This window comes from Streptosporangium sp. CA-115845, from assembly GCF_050943795.1.
Classification (GTDB): domain Bacteria; phylum Actinomycetota; class Actinomycetes; order Streptosporangiales; family Streptosporangiaceae; genus Streptosporangium.
The window spans coordinates 8,436,940-8,452,396 of the sequence record NZ_CP191988.1; the positions used below are offsets into that span (position 1 = coordinate 8,436,940).

8 protein-coding genes and 1 pseudogene are annotated in these 15,457 nt (G+C 67.7%); 6 read left to right on the forward strand and 3 right to left on the reverse strand.

What is annotated here, in order from left to right:
* The first annotated feature begins 55 nt into the window (after window positions 1-55).
* The 4 genes and pseudogenes from ACQP0P_RS40190 (at window position 56) to ACQP0P_RS40205 (ending at window position 2,904) form a co-directional block, all read left to right on the forward strand.
* Window positions 56-721: an NUDIX domain-containing protein gene (locus ACQP0P_RS40190; protein WP_433366142.1), complete on the forward strand. Its 666-nt coding sequence runs from the start codon at window positions 56-58 to the stop codon at window positions 719-721.
* Window positions 722-762: 41 nt separating this feature from the next.
* Complete coding sequence (locus ACQP0P_RS40195; RefSeq protein ID WP_433366145.1) at window positions 763-1,098, forward strand: hypothetical protein; 336 nt, start codon at window positions 763-765, stop codon at window positions 1,096-1,098.
* Between the two features lie 136 nt (window positions 1,099-1,234).
* Window positions 1,235-2,427: pseudogene (locus ACQP0P_RS40200) on the forward strand (RNA-guided endonuclease InsQ/TnpB family protein); the annotation flags it as partial.
* Complete coding sequence (locus ACQP0P_RS40205) at window positions 2,428-2,904, forward strand: SIR2 family NAD-dependent protein deacylase (RefSeq protein WP_433382339.1); 477 nt, start codon at window positions 2,428-2,430, stop codon at window positions 2,902-2,904.
* On the opposite strand, the gene ACQP0P_RS40210 is transcribed toward ACQP0P_RS40205, so the two are convergent.
* From ACQP0P_RS40210 to ACQP0P_RS40220, 3 genes are all read right to left on the reverse strand, one after another.
* Window positions 2,899-4,077, reverse strand: coding sequence for a hypothetical protein (locus ACQP0P_RS40210; protein WP_433366148.1), 1,179 nt, complete (start codon window positions 4,075-4,077; stop codon window positions 2,899-2,901). The two genes, ACQP0P_RS40205 and ACQP0P_RS40210, sit on opposite strands and share 6 nt — an antisense overlap.
* A gap of 345 nt (window positions 4,078-4,422) precedes the next feature.
* Window positions 4,423-5,436 (reverse strand): queuosine salvage family protein, encoded by a 1,014-nt coding sequence (locus ACQP0P_RS40215; RefSeq protein ID WP_433366151.1) that lies wholly within the window; start codon window positions 5,434-5,436, stop codon window positions 4,423-4,425.
* 51 nt (window positions 5,437-5,487) lie between these two features.
* Window positions 5,488-8,118, reverse strand: a complete 2,631-nt coding sequence (locus tag ACQP0P_RS40220) for an SUMF1/EgtB/PvdO family nonheme iron enzyme (protein WP_433366154.1) — start codon at window positions 8,116-8,118, stop codon at window positions 5,488-5,490.
* Between the two features lie 634 nt (window positions 8,119-8,752).
* Here ACQP0P_RS40220 and ACQP0P_RS40225 point away from each other — a divergent pair.
* Window positions 8,753-12,607: a hypothetical protein gene (locus tag ACQP0P_RS40225; RefSeq protein ID WP_433366157.1), complete on the forward strand. Its 3,855-nt coding sequence runs from the start codon at window positions 8,753-8,755 to the stop codon at window positions 12,605-12,607.
* Window positions 12,604-15,450, forward strand: a complete 2,847-nt coding sequence (gene pglZ / locus ACQP0P_RS40230) for a BREX-2 system phosphatase PglZ (RefSeq protein ID WP_433366160.1) — start codon at window positions 12,604-12,606, stop codon at window positions 15,448-15,450. Before ACQP0P_RS40225 ends, pglZ begins: the two co-directional genes overlap by 4 nt.
* Window positions 15,451-15,457: the final 7 nt, after the last annotated feature.

Here is a 15,457-nt window from a genome sequence, read left to right on the forward strand (position 1 = left end):
ATAAATGCGACAGCGTTTGACTCCGCACAACGAGGCCATGATGTATCATCGGCCGATGACCGAAACGGTTGATCTTGTAAATGGCGAAGGGCACGTGGTCAAGCGAGCAGTTCCGCGCCAGGACGCCGGTCGTTACGAAGGTCTTTATCTGTCGATTGTCATCGTGGTCATATTCAACGGAATCGGCCAGATACTCATTCATCGACGCTCTCTGACCAAGGATGTGAATCCGGGGGACATCGACCATGTCTGCGGTGCGGTGGTCTCCGGAGAAACCCCTCACGAGGCCGCACACCGGGAGACCCGCGAAGAACTCGGCGTCTCACTGCACAACCTTCACGTGCTGCACCGGGGAATCAATCCGTACGACCGTTACCGATATCTGTTCACAGGCGAGACGGATGAGAATCCGCGTCGGGACGAAATAGATCCGGCAGAGGTCGATTGGGTGGGTTATGAGCATCCGGCGGCGCTCATCGCCAAACGAGAGTCGGGCGAACTCACCTTCATCGACGGTTTCTTCGACGATCTGGATGTCGCGCTGCGATTCTTCGCCGAGTGCCGTGCCCCCCAGGCGGTTCCCGTGCCCGGAGCGCTCGACTCCCGTCCGTCCTCTTCCATCCGGGCGCGTGACGGTGCGGGACGGTGGGGGTCGCAGGACGTCACGGCCCCGTCGATCGTTCACAACCGCCTCCACAACGATGTGTTCACCGGTCGTTGAAGGGCCATCTGCTCGAAGGGGCGGCTGGCTACACTTGGGCCGTGATCCCGCCCATCCCATTGGAACTCGTCGAATCAGTCCAGAGCGGGGATGTGGTCGCTTTCTGTGGTGCGGGACTTTCCGCCCTCGGCGGCCTGCCCACCGGATCCCAGCTGGCACGCGCCCTCGCCTCCCGCCTGGACGACTTCGACGGCAACCCCGATGATCTGACGGAGGTTTCCACCACCTACTCCGCCCTGCGGGGAAGACACGCTCTCCTGTCATTTCTTCTCGATCGTGTCGAGCATGTGCCGGCTGCCCCCACCAGCACGCATCGCACGCTGTGCGGGCAGCCGTTCGCCGCCTTCGTCTCAACGAACTGGGACCATTTCATCTAATAACTCCCGTGGATACCCCGGCCTTCAGGCCGGGAAGGAAACGGGAGCGGGAAGGCGCTCTAGCGCCTGAGCGTGCCTGGACCCGCACGACCCACCCCACCCAACACTTAACTGATCTTGCAGTAGGGTGTGAAACATGGCGCAGATCGTGAAGCGGGCATTCAAGTTCCGCTTCTACCCGACGGACGAGCAGGCAGCGGAGCTGTCTCGCACGTTCGGCTGCGCCCGCCTCGTCTACAACAAAGCCCTCGAACACCGCACCCGCGCCTACACCCAGGAAGGCCGCCGCGTCTCCTACGTGGAGTCCTCGGCCGCGCTCACCGCGTGGAAGAAGACCGAGGACCTCGCGTTCCTGTCCGAGGTGTCCTCGGTCCCGCTCCAGCAGGCGCTTCGCCACCTGCAGGCCGCGTTCTCCAACTTCTTCGCCAAACGCGCGAAGTACCCCACGTTCAAGTCCCGTAAGAAGTCCCGGGCGAGCGCCGAGTACACCCGTAGCGCCTTCCGATGGAAGGACGGCCGGATCACCCTCGCGAAGATGAACGGGCCACTGGACATCGTGTGGTCGCGTCCGCTGCCCGAGGGGGCCGAGCCGTCCACGGTGACCGTGTCGAGGGACGCGGCCGGGCGCTGGTTCGTGTCCCTGCTGGTCGAGGAGCGCATCACCCCGCTCCCCCCGGCCGCGAGTACGGTTGGGGTGGACGCGGGCCTCACCGCCCTGGTCACCCTCTCCACCGGGGAGAAGATCGTCAACCCCGGGCACGAGCGGGCCGACCGCAAGCGCCTGGCCAAGGCTCAGCGCAGCCTCGCCCGCACGGAGAAGGGGTCGAACAACCGGCGGAAGGCGAAACTCAAGGTCGCCCGCGTCCATGCCCGGATCGGTGATCGGCGCCGTGATCACCTGCACAAGGTCACCACTCGTCTCGTCCGTGAGAACCAAACGGTCGTGATCGAGGACCTCACCGTGCGCAACATGGTGAGGAACCACAGCCTGGCCCGCGCGATCTCGGATGCGAGCTGGCGTCGGATGCGGTCCATGCTGGAGTACAAGGCCGCCTGGTACGGGCGGGAACTCCTCGTCGTGGACCGCTGGTTCCCCTCCTCCAGGCTGTGCTCGGCGTGCGGGGCGATCCAGCGGTCCATGCCGTTGGGCGTCCGGGACTGGGTGTGTGCCTGCGGCGCCGCCCATGACCGGGACGTCAACGCCGCGAAGAACATCCTCGCCGCCGGGCTGGCGGAGAGGTAAAACGCCTGTGGAGCCGGTGTAAGACCTCAAAGGGGATTTCTCCTGGCGGGCGACTGGCGGTGAAGCAGGAACCCTCACGGGCGACCGTGGGAATCCCCCTCGTTTACGAGGGGGAGGATGTCAACGAGCAGTCGCTCAGCTCACTGGGCATCGCGCACAGCGTGGTCGTCACCGACAGCGAACTGCCCTTCATCCGTTCCGGGTCGGTGCCGGTGCTGAAGATCCACGGGACGCTGACCCGACCGGACACGATCGTGGTCACCGATCGCGACTACTACGACCTGTTCTCCGTCCAGCCGGGAATCGCATCGGTGCTCAACGGCTATTTCGCCACGAAGACGCTGCTGTTCCTGGGCTACGGACTGAACGACCCCGATTTCAAGCGGCTTTACTACACGCTCGGCCGCCACTTCGGCCCGCTGCAACGGCGCGCCTACGCGGTTCAACTACGCCCGGCCGCGACGGCCGTGAGCGTCTGGCACGAACAGCGGCTCGATGTCATCGACCGGGACGCGAAGGACTTCGCCGCCGAACTCGCCAGGGCGACCGGGCTGCCGTCATAGGGCGAACCCGGCGGAGTTTCGTGGCACGTCCGCGGGGTGAAGGAACGCGGACACGGCGTTGGTCAGCATGAAGGCGTCCTCCGAAAGCGCGATCATGCCCGTCCGCTCCTCCAGGACTCCCGACCGGCAGAGACGGCGCGTCTTGTCCCGAAGCTCCCCGAGCCGGAGGCTCTCCACGGCACCCGCCTCCACCAGGGGCAGGGGCGTCCCCGAGCGAAGCCCCACGATGATCCGGCGGATCTCGACATCCTCGGCCGTCAGCCGGAACACCGTGTTCAACCGATCGTCGATCTCCGTCCAGGAGACGCGAGGCGCTGACAACACCCGTTTGTAGCCGTCGACGTCCCGTCTGCGCTGAACGAACCCACCCGGCAGGAAGGAGTAACTGCCCGAGCCGAAGCCCAGATGGCGAAACTCCCTGCACCTGTGCACCGTCCAGCGGTGCCGGTGCTCCTCGCCGCGGACGAACGTGGTCCCCGCCCCCGGAACGTAGCCCATGCCGTAGAGCCCCTGCTGGATCGTCCAGAGTGCTTCGATCACCGCGTCGGCACTCGGCATCTCATGCTGCCTGCGCCGCAGCACGGGGATCTCCTCCACGTCCCACAGCTGGTAGACGCTCACACTCGGAAGTGAGAACCCCAGCTCTCGAAGATCGTGGACAGCCTCCAGGATCTCCACGGCCTGGCCCGCCACCGTACACTCCTCCCGCGGGTAGCCCAGGATGAAGTCGACGTTGTAGCTGGGAAGAAGGCCGTCCGCGGCCCTCAGCAGCTCGATGACCGCCTGCTTCGTGCTACCGCGTCCCATTCTTCGCAGCGCGTGGTCTCTCCACGCCTGTACACCGACGCTGATCCTGGTAATGGGCAGGCGGGTCCGCGTGGCGAGTGCCCCCAGGAACGAGGCCCAGTAGGCGGCATCACGACCGGCGTCGGGGGCACACTCGATCGTGGCCTCCACCGATACGCCCCGCGGCGCGAACACGGCGACCCGGTCAAGGAGCCTGTTCAGCTGCTCGACCCGCAGAACGCTAGGCGTCCCGCCTCCGATGTAGAGGGCGGACATCCGCGGAGACCCCAGAGTCCCGAGGTGGTCACCGAAATCGTCCAATTCCCTGAGCAGCGCCGAAAGGTAGCTCTCCAGCTCCCCGTCGTCACGAAGGAGACTCCTGTGCAAGCTGCAGAAATTGCAGTTGATCCGGCAGAAGGGAATATGCAGGTACATGCTGAAGTCAGCGAACTCACCGAGGACACGGCGGTCAAGGCCCCCCGGGGTGCTCAGTTCGCGAGCGAAATAGGGAGGAGGGTAGGTGTAGGTGAAATTGTGGAGCGACGGAGCAACGGCCGATGAGATTTCGCGCAGTTGATCTCGATGCCACAACCGATTCTCCGCTCAGGGCTCCTGAACATCAATCGTCGCCCGCGGGCTGTGTGGCGTCAAGGGCGTATGGAGACCGGTAACCGGAGAAAAACGGAAGGGATTCCTTGACGAACGTGAGAGTCATCCCCGGCCACAGGCCGCTCAATAGTTTTCGGTGGCCACCACCGGTTCCCAGAGATCACGAGATCGCGCATCCGATTTTCCCGGACACCAGCTCTCGAAGACACACCGATTCGGGGTGGGGGATGCCAGGTAGGAGTGAAAGGAGTCGTTCTCGACCTGTCGGCTCACACAGAGCGGGGCGTTCCTGCAGCAGCTGCGGGCGTGTGCCCACAGCAGCACGTCGAAATCGAACATGGGCATACCCGCGAGCCCCGGCAACTCGCTGCACACCCGCATCGAAACCTCCCGGACGACCGTTTCCACGGCGGGGCTCACCTTTCGCTGGTCGCGAAGCCGACGGGCGACGTCGTCATCCAGAACCGTGATGCAGCCGGTACGGAGCAGGATTCGCATCCGGTGGTAGTCAATCATCGGCAGAATGTTGTGCTGATCCGCTATCTTCCATCGGCCGGAGAAGTGAACGGTCATCAGGAAGGCACTGCTCTTTTTGTACAGGGGGTCCCGGAAAGCGGACAGCCGCTCCAGCAGGGCGTAGACGCCGCTGTCACCGCCGACGGCGTGCCCCGCCTCCTCAAGCAGGAGACTCACGCTGCCCCCGAAGGCACGCAGCAGCTCTGATGAGGTGGTGCGGAGTATCTCCGCACGTCGGGACAGGTCGGCGAGCTTGACCTCCGCCTCCTCGGCGTGCTCGACGAGGATGGCCGTAAGCCCGGCCTCCGTGATGTCCGCCATCGCCTCGGGGCTCAGCGTTCCGGGGCTTTCGACCGCCTGCCGGGTGAAGGCCCTGAGCAGAAAGTCCCAGCCCTTGTAGTAGTTTCCCGAGAAATACCCCGCCAGGCCGCCCTTCGTGGCGTGGCATATGGCAGACGCCCATAGATACGCCCGAAAGGCGGTCTCGTCCTCGACCTCCACCTGCGGGGTCAGCTGCGCGGAGAAGTCCGCGGCCAACGGTAGCCGCCCGAGAGTTCCGGCCAGGAGCCTGATCCTGTTCTCATCGATGACAACAGTGCCCGTCTCCATTGCATGCGCCATGAGTGGCCTCCCAGTTCACGCTAGGCTGATTCCGGACGATCGCCCTCGGTTTCAAAGGGAGTACGCCATGCGGAATCCCACGTATTCGTTACGGGTCTCCGGGGCGAGGGAGTATTTGTTGCTGACCGCGCTGGCCCCTTCCGCGGAGCCCGCCCACGAACCGCCGCGGGCACATTTGTGCTCTCCCTGCTCCGGACCGGCCGGATTGTGTGTCCGGTCGATGTCATGCTGTGGCGCCCACCAGTCCTGCACCCAGTCGAAGGTGTTTCCACACATATCGGCGACCCCATAGGGACTGTCACCACCCGCCGGGGAATATTGCCCGATCGGAGTGGTTTGCCCGGGGCCTCCGATTCGCGTGTTTCCTTTCTTCGGGTCATGGTCGTCGCCCCACGACCATAGTCGTTTCACCTTGCCAACGGGATCCCAACCTGCCGCCATCTCCCACTCCGCCGCCGTCGGAAGCCGGACGGAAATTCCGGATTCACTCCTGTACCAGCGACAGTAGGCATTTGCCTCGTGCCAGCTCACCTGGGTCACCGGATGCTCCGTGATGCGTTTCGGCGGCGCCTCACCGCGCCAGTGTTCCGGCGAGCGGAGCCCGGCGGCCCGGATGAATTGGAAATATTCGAGATTGGTGACGGGAAAGCGCTGGATGGCGAAAGGCGATACATAGGCACGATATTCCGGTCGAGAATGCTCGAATCTACTGTCATCCGTACCGAACACGAACTCCTCGCCCGCTATCGTGACGAACATGTCGGCCACCGGCGGTGGATGATCCTCTGCGGCGAGCATCCTGCCGGCGGTACGGCGGGTCGCCGGATACTCACTGCTCAGGGCGCGCTTCAGAAGTTCGTGTCCGGCGGGGGCCCGCGTTCCGGACAGCCAGTGCAGCACGGCCAGTTGAAGCCCCGGATCGGGTGCCGCCACGATCCGGTGAAACTCCTGCCAGATGTCGAGGCCGGAGGTGACGGCCATCTCGGCCCACCAGTCGACATCCTCATCACGGTCGAGAGCGGCCAGCAGCATCAGCCGTGCCTGGCCGGGTGTGAGGTCGAGTTCCTCCCGATGTCTCTCGATCGTGGTCCACTGGATCTGGCCCGGCAGGACTCCCAACCGGTCGAAGTCCATCACCGACTGATTCAGGATCTGCCGCGCGTATTTCCGCTCCACGTCCTCGGGCTCGATCCAGGCCCAGATCTTGCGGGCCAGGATGTCGTGGGCCAGTTCGTACAGTCGGTCACGTCCGTGGATCGGCCGGATGACACGCCTGTTCGTGAGTTCCTGCAAGGCGTCCTGCAAGGTCTCGGCGGAGATGCCGAGGCGACGCGTTATGGTGTCGCGTTCGATCTCCTTGGCGGTCATCGCCGCCTTGGTCTGATCGGCCGACACCATGCACTTCAGCACGGCCTTCGCCGTCTCCCTGCGGTCCGGACCGAGATCCTCCAGCGTGTGGTCGAGGTATTCGGCGAGAATCCCCGGGGTTCCGCCCAGCCGTTCGTAGGTGGCGAGCCGGAGCACGCCGGAATCCGGAGAGCCGGCCCGGTGGAGCATGTGGCAGACGATCTGGAGATGCGCCGGATCGATCCCGCCGTCATCCAGGTCACGGAGAAGCCGGCCGAGCAGGTCGGCCTCCGTCTCTATGCCGAAACGCCGTGCCGTGGCCGAGAGGAACTCCGTGGCCTGGGCGTGGGACAGCCGCCGCACCCAGTAGCGATTCTTGAAGACGGCGTCCATGGGTGGTTCGAGTTCCAGCAGGCAGTGCAGGAAGTCCTCCCTGATGACCACGACCACGCGGAGGTCGAGCAGGTCACCGGTGAGGCATTCGTCAAGCTGCCGGGCGAACTCCGCGCGTGAGTCCGGGCCCACCCGGATGAAGAACTCCTCGAACTGGTCGATGACGACGACCGTCGGCCGGTCGCGAAGCGCCGCTCGCAGCTCGCTGTACAGATTCTTTCCCTCCGAGGACTCGTCACCCTGAGGGCGTATGGCGGAGAGGATCTCCGTCGCCGGATGCTGGAGTGCCCGGACGGTGTAGGTGTCGAACCCCTGGGCATGCAACCTCGGCACCAGGCCCGCGTTTATCAGCGAGGTCTTCCCGACACCGGACACACCGGTGATGAGCACGAAAGGGCTGCTCGCGACCATCGCCGCAATGAGCGCGGAATCCGCGTCGCGCCCGAAGAAGACCTCGGAGTCCCCTTCCGTGAAGTAGTCAAGGAACTTGAACGGTTTCGTCCGTGTCCGGGGATGCTCAGCGGTCGGCACCCGGAGCGAACGTCCACGCGGGGTCCCCTGCTGTGCCAACTGCGACAGCGACCGGCGCACAGGGCCTGAGACGAGGTCGTACCCGCGGTGGCGCCACACCGCGGCCGACGCCTCCGACTCCTCCTCGGCCAGGATGTACCGACGCCGGGAGTACGTCGGCGAGGTCTGCAGCAGGGTGTGGACCATTTCCAGATAGGGATCGTCCAGGCGGTATCCGACGAAGACCAGAGTCTTGGTCACCAGGATTCCTCGCACGATGATGCCGACCTGGTCGATCGCCGTCGAAAGCCACATGAGCCGGTCCTGGCTGACGACGAGTGAATCCGGCTGGGAGACGCAACCGGCGAGTTTGATGAGCCAGGGGCGGTGATCGTCTGTCGCGTAGGCAGCGTTGACGGGATCGGCGATCACGGTGTGCTGATTGCGACCGGCTGCACTCAACGCTATTTCAGCGCTATATGAGACACTTGTGGATATAAGTGCCTCTGTGGCCAGTTTCGCGGCGAGCACGAGTTCCTCACCGACTTCCGGATTCGTGGCCCCCAGTTCCTCTCGAATCAGCCGGCCCAAGGCATGTCGCCCGCGCAGCGCCTCATATTGCGAGGCGAGGATCGGGAGGTCACGGTGGGTGAGATGTCGCGGCGCATCGCCACCCAGCCGACGGGCGAGTGCTGTCACCATCTGCTCAGGAGTGGCCGGCCCCCGGGGGCGCCCCGTGTTCAGCCCGTCGCCGACGACGGGTACGACCTCTCCCGCAGCTGCGGCTTCCAGGAGTTCCGCCGGCAATCTTCGCATATGACACCACCGGCCCGTCAGTACGCGAAAGTTCACAAACCGCACTACAGCAACAAAGTTGCTGCTCCGGATAGTCGTGAGTTGCACACCCGACGACGATTCTGACTAGGCGCACAATATCACCCGCTCTCCGGAGTTACCGGCAACCGGGCATAACACTCCAGCGAACGACCTTCCCCACGGCGTCATCCCGCGGATACCTTAATGAGTTCAAGAAATCGCCTGTCGCAGGTCAAAACAAGTGAGGGACATGACAACGCCACACCAGCCGCCGTTGCTTCGGGAGTTCATCGACATTCCCGAGGGGATGAGCGACAGCGATTTCGTGCTCAAGCTCGCCGAGGGGGTGACCGACGCCAAGTCGACGCTTCGCGACTACGTCATCACCGAGGACCTGGTCGCGAACTTCGGCAAGGCCCTCGGGCTGATCAAGGCGGCGGTCACCGGGCACAGTTCGAAGGCCGCCTACCTGCACGGGTCGTTCGGCGCTGGTAAATCCCACTTCATGGCCGTGCTGCACGCGCTGCTGCGCGGGGAGAAGGCCGCGCGAGAGCGGGTGGAGTTCGCCGGACTGCTGGCCGAGCACGACTGGCTGGTCGGCAGGCGCTTCCTGCTTGTACCGTTCCACCTGCTCGACGCCAAGTCGCTGGAGCACCGGGTGCTGGGACGCTACGTCGACTACGTCCGCTCCCTCGAACCCGACGCGCCCATCCCCTCCGTGCACCGCACCGACGCCCTGCTGGCGCAGGCGGCCCACCTGCGCGCGCGGATCGGCGACGAGGCGTTCATCCAGGGGCTCCCCGGTGGCGACGAGGTCGACGAGTGGGGCGACCCCAGGCCGTCCTGGACCCCCGGGCAGCTCGACTCCGCCTTCGCCGGGTCCCACGCCGACGCCTCCGACGGCCACGACGAGCATCCGATCGTGCTGACCGCCGAGGACGAGCTCCGGCGCAGGCTGGTGAACGAGCTGCTGCAGACCTGGAACACGGGGTTCTTCACCAACGCCAAGGAGGACGCGGAGGGGTTTGTCTCCCTGGACCGAGGGCTGCTGGAGATCAGCAGGCACGCCAAGGACCTCGGCTACGACGCGCTGATCCTCTTTCTCGACGAGCTCGTCCTCTGGCTCACCAACTCGGTGGGTGATCCGAAGTTCGTGTCCCGCGAGGTACAGAAGATCACGAACTTCGTGGAGTCCGGCGACGCGACCCGCCCGATCCCGGTCATCAGCCTCATCGCCCGCCAGCGCGACCTGCGCGACCTGATCGGCGAGGAGGTGGTCGGCGCCGTCGAGCTGGGCTTCCAGGACACGCTCGACCTGGCCAAGAGCCGCTTCGACACCATCACGCTGGAGGACCGCGACCTGCCGGTGATCGCCCAGCAGCGACTGCTCTCCGCGAAGGACGACGCGGCCGCCACCGCACTGGCCCGCGCGTTCGACCAGACCAGCAAGGTCCGGCGCGAGGTCTGGGACACCCTGCTCGGCTCCGGCAACGCCACCGGCGCCGACATCGATGCCTTCCGCAGGACCTATCCCTTCAGCCCCGCCTTCATGGACACCCTCGTCCACATCTCCAGCGCGCTCCAGCGCTCCCGTACGGCGCTGAAGCTGATGCGTCGGATCCTGATCCGCCGCCGTGACGACCTGCGGCTGGGCGACCTGATCCCACTCGGCGACCTCTACGACGTGATCTCCGAGGGCGGCGACGAACCGTTCACCCAGAAGCTCAAGGTCGAGTTCGAGGCCGCGCAGAAGCTGTACGACACCAAGCTCCGCCCGTACCTGCTGGGCCGCTACGGCGACCTCACCGAGGACGAGATCGCCAGGGTGCGGCGTGGCACCGAGACCGACCCCCGGCCGGCCGGGCGGGTACGGGCGTTCACCGGCGACGACCGGCTGATCAAGACGCTGCTGCTCTCCGCGCTCGCGCCGACGGTGCCCGCGCTGCACAACCTGACCGCGAGCCGCCTCGCCGCCCTCAACCACGGCAGCGTCACCAGCCCGATCTCCGGTGGCGAGGTCGGGCTGGTGGCACGCAAGGTCGAGGAGTGGGCCGGTCAGTTCAACGAGATCAAGTTCGCCAAGGCCGACGATCCGGGGGTCGGCCTCGAACTCGTCGGCGTCGACATCGACTCCATCCTGGACAACGCCCGCAACGCGGGAGCCGACACCACCGGCACCAGGAAGAACCTGATCAGGAAGCTCCTGTACAAGGAGCTGGGCGTGACCGAGACCGAGCAGTACGGCGGCGACCGGTTCGAGCTCGCCTGGCGCGGCAGCAGGCGGTCCGTGGAGGTCGTCTTCGGCAACATCCGCGACCACGACGACCTCAGGGACGACGCCTTCCACCCGGCCGACCCGACCAGCTGGCGGGTCATCGTCGACTACCCGTTCGACGAGGGCGACTACACCCCCGCCGACGACCGCAACCGGGTGCAGCTCATGTTCGCGAACGGCTTCCGCGACTGCACGCTCTGCTGGGTGCCCGCCTCCCTGTCCGCCGAGCGCACCCAGGACCTGCGCAGGCTGGTGACGATCGAGTACGCCCTGCACGGGAAGCGGTTCGACGAGGTCGCCAAGGATCTCAACCCCACCGACCGGCACCGGGCCCGCCAGACCCTCACCGGCCAGGGCGTCGTGCTCTCGAACAAGCTGGCCGAGACACTCCGGCAGGCGTACGGCCTGACCGGCAAGCAGCAGGGCGACGTCGTCACCGGCTTCGACGACCACCTGCTCTCGCTGTCGGAGGAGCTGAACCCCCGCCTGCCCTCCGGCGCGTCCCTGGCGGACGCGATGGCCGGCCTGGCCGGGCAGATGCTGACCTGCCAGTTTCCCGCCCACCCCGACTTCGACCCCGACCGCGTCGGCGGCGCCGCCGTGGTGAAGGCGGCCGACGCCAGGCTGGTGCTCGACTACGTCCGCAAGGCCGTCGAGGCGTCCGACGGGCGGGTGGAGGTCGACAAGCCGCACCGCGCCACGGTGCGCCGCGTCGCCAACCCGCTGCTGCTCGGCGAGATGCACGAGGCCGCGTTCGTCCTCGGCTCGCACTGGCGCGGCCACTTCAACCGGTGCGCGGCACAGGACCGGGTGACCGGCGACCTCAAGATCCCCGTGCTGCTCGACTGGATCGACCGGCCGGAACGGCGTGGCCTGGACCGGCTCGTCGCCCACCTGGTGATCGCCTGCTTCGCCGAGCAGACCGACCGGTCCTGGACCCAGCACGGCGGCCCGGTCAATCCCGAGCTCGCCCAGATCAGGGATGACATGGCGCTCCGCGAGGAGAGCCTGCCCGGCGAGGAGGTCTGGGAGACCGCGCGCCGTCGGGCGATGGAGATCTTCGGCCGGAACCCTCCCGCCGCGCGCCGGGCGCGGCTGGCCGGGCTCTTCGCCCGCGAGCTCTCCGACGACGCGCGCCGCCACCGCGACAACGCGCACGATCTGGTGACCGAGCTGGAGAACCGCGGGGACCTGCTCGGACTCGGCCTCGACGCGCGGGAGGGGCGGCTGCGGACCGCCCGCCAGGCCGCCGACCTGCTCGACGGGCTGGGGTCGCGGCACGGCAAGCTGGAGATCATCGAGCAGCTCGCGTCCGCCGACGTCGGCGAGGCCCCGCAGCGGGTGGGCAGGAGCATCAAGAGCGCGGCGGCGGTGGTGACCGCCCTGCGTACCGCTCGCTGGGACAACTTCGCCCATCTCGCCGACCTGGGCGAGCCGTTCAGCGCCAGGGCCGCGCTGATCATCGGCGAGCTGCGCCAGGTGGCGCTCGCCGACGAGCTGACCCTCCCGCTGGCCCCGGCGCTGGAAAGGGCGGGCTCGGCCGCGGGAGACCTGATCCGCGAGGCGATCCGCCGCCGCCCGGACCCCATCGGTCCCGGCCCCGTTCCCAAGCCCCCACCCGGCCCTCAGTCGGAGGTCATCTACAGCGGGCCGGTCTCACGGCTGGAGGAGCGGCTGTCGCGGCTGATCACGGACGCCCGTACCCTCGCGGAGGCCGGCCCCGACCTGGAGTCGAGGCTCACCGATCTGCTCACCCAGGCGCGCGCCCTCGCGAAGGCGGATCCCGGCGCCGACGTCGAGATCTCCATGCGATCGGTCCCCCGCCGGTGAGCCCGGCCCCGGTCGTCTCCCGGCCGCTGCCCATCACGACCGCCGCCCTGGAACAGGAGGCCGCCCGGCTGCTGCGCAGGTACGCCAAGAGTGACCAGCGGGTGCTGCTCATCCGGGCCGCCCCCGACTGGGCGGGCGCGGACGAGACCACGCTGAACGGGCGGACCGTGCGTATCGCCGCGTGCGTATCGCCCCTGGCGGTCATGGAGCAGGTCACGACACACCTGGACCGCGACGACAGTGGCGACGGCTCCGTACTGGTCGTACTCACCGACGCCGAGGAGAGCACGCTCGGAGTCGGTCTGCTGAGCAGGGTGATCCGGCAGCGGATCTTCGTGGTGGAGCCCTGGCGGCTGGTCGAGGAGAGCTTCGGCGCCCAGCGGACGGACCCCCGGCTGGTGGCGGAGGGCTGGGCGGCCGAGGCTCTGATCGACGCGATGCCTCCCGGCGGGTGGCCACGCCTGACCGGCGCCATGCTGACCCGGGAGACCGCGCTCGGGCAGCTCGCGGCCCGGCGGCTCCGCCTCGACCGCCTCGACCGGCTGGGCGTCGGCGCCGACGAGCTGAGCGCCGCCGCGCTGCTGCTCTGGAGTTCGGACCCCGCCGCGGTGGAGGCGTTCCGCGGCCTGCGGGAGGCCGAGCGCGAGGGCCTGCGGTCGTGGCTCCGTGAGACCGCCGGCAGCACCGTCGATGTGCTGTTCCAGCTCGTGGACGGCGGCCACGCCGCCGACGCCCTCGCGCTGGGCCTGGTCTGCGGCGCCCTCTGGACCCCTTCCGCGGAGGGCGTCGCGCAGCGTGCCCAGGGGGGCGCGCTCGCCTACATCTCGGCCATGAGCGCGGACACGTCCGCGCGCGGTGGCCCGCACCCCTCGGTGGAGGACGCGAGCATCCGCGCCTTCGCCGCCACCGCCGAACGTTTCGTGGCCTGGCTGCTCCGCGACGGGGGTGACGCGGGCGAGGCACGCCTGGCGCACGCCACCCTGGAACGGGCCGAAAAGCTCGTCGTCCAGTTCGGCGCCAGGGCCGCCGCCCGGCACAGCGACCTGCTCGGCTCCGGCTTCGAGGACAGAATCGACGACGTCGCGTCCGCGCTGTCGGCGGCGCTCGAAGAGCGCTCCGCACCAAGCCTGGCGGTGCTGGCCGACACGGTCGCGGGACTGCGGACGCACGTGCTCGCCAGGGCGGAGAGCCACCGGGTGCGCCGCGCCGAGATGGCTCAGCGACTCCTCCAGTGGCTGGTACGGCCACATGTCACGGCCGAGCGGGTCAGCGGCGTCGGCCCGGCCGTACAGGCACAGATCGACGAGTGGGGCTGGGTCGACCGTGCCCGCGACGACCTCTGGCTCGGTGAGCCGCACCACAGACCTTTGAAGGAGGCGTACCGGAGGCTCCACGACCTCGTCCACGCCCGGGGACACGAGCTGAACAGGGCGTTCGCCGCGAAGCTCGCCGCCTGGACCGCCACCGGACCCGGTGACCTGCTCACCGTCGACACCGTGCTCCCGCGCGTGGTGGCGCCCCTCGTCGCGGACAGGTCCGACCGGGGCCGTCCGCTGCTGTTCGTCGTCCTGGACGGGATGAGCGCCGCCGTCGCCACCGAGCTGGCCGAGGAGCTCCGCGAGCGGAACTGGGAGGAGTACGACCCGGTGCCGGGCTCCGGAGGCCGGGCGCGCAGGCGCGCGGTGGTGGCGGCGATCCCCACCCTGACCAGGGTCTCCCGGGCCAGCCTGTTCGCCGCCCGCCTCGTCACGGGGGGCGCGGCCGAGGAGCGCAAGGCGTTCGAGAACCACCCGTTCTGGAGAGGCCGGACGGTCCGGCTGTTCCACAAGGGCAGCCTCTCCGGCGCTGCGGGCGAATCCCTGGGAGAGGAGTTGACCACGGCGCTGGAGGACGTGTCGACGCACGTCGGCGTGGTGCTGAACACGATCGACGACACGCTGGACAAGGGCAGGGGGCGGGTCGACGACGCGTGGGGGGTGGCCGACGTCGGAATCCTGCGTACCCTGCTGCACCACGCCCGGCTCCAGGGCAGAGCGGTCATCCTGACCAGTGACCACGGCCACGTACTGGAGCGGGGCGGCACACTGCGTACCGTCCCCGATCCCCGCTCGGCCCGCCACCGCGACGCCGGAGCGCCGGTCGGCGAAGGCGAGGTGGAGCTCGCCGGTCCGAGGGTGGCGGGCGGGCGTCTCGTCGCGCTCTGGGACCCCTGCCTGCGCTACCTGCCCAGTAAGGCCGGCTACCACGGTGGTGCCTCGCTGGCCGAGGTCACGGTCCCGCTGCTCGCGTTCCTCCCGCTCGGCTCCTCGGTGCCCGACGGGTGGCGGGCCCTGCCCGACCAGCGTCCCGAATGGTGGTCACTGGAGCCGGTGCCCCCGCCGTCTCCGGTACCGCAGGCCCCCGCCGGACCCCGTCCCAAGGGCAGGAAGGCCCCGCAGATGGCACAGGGCCCGACGCTGTTCGACGACTTCGACGAGGGGGCGGGCTCGGCCGCGTTCGACGAACCCGCGGCCTCGAACCCGAACGAGACCCTGGTGACCGGCCTGCTCGCCACCGAACTGTTCACGGCGCAACACCAGATGATGCCGCGCAGGGTGCCGAAGGCGAAGATCCACGCCGTGTTGCTCGCCCTGCTGGACGCGGGCGGCCCGCTCCCCCTTCCGGTCGTGGCCCAGAGCGCGGGGGAGCACACCGTGCGGGCGGCGGGGTTCGTCGCCACGCTCCAGCGGATCCTCAACGTCGACAACTATCCGGTGCTCTCCATCACCGACAATGGCCGGAGCGCCCGGCTCGACGCACATCTGCTGAGAGAGCAGTTCGGGCTCGGGAACCCGAGGAAGTGAGAGGACG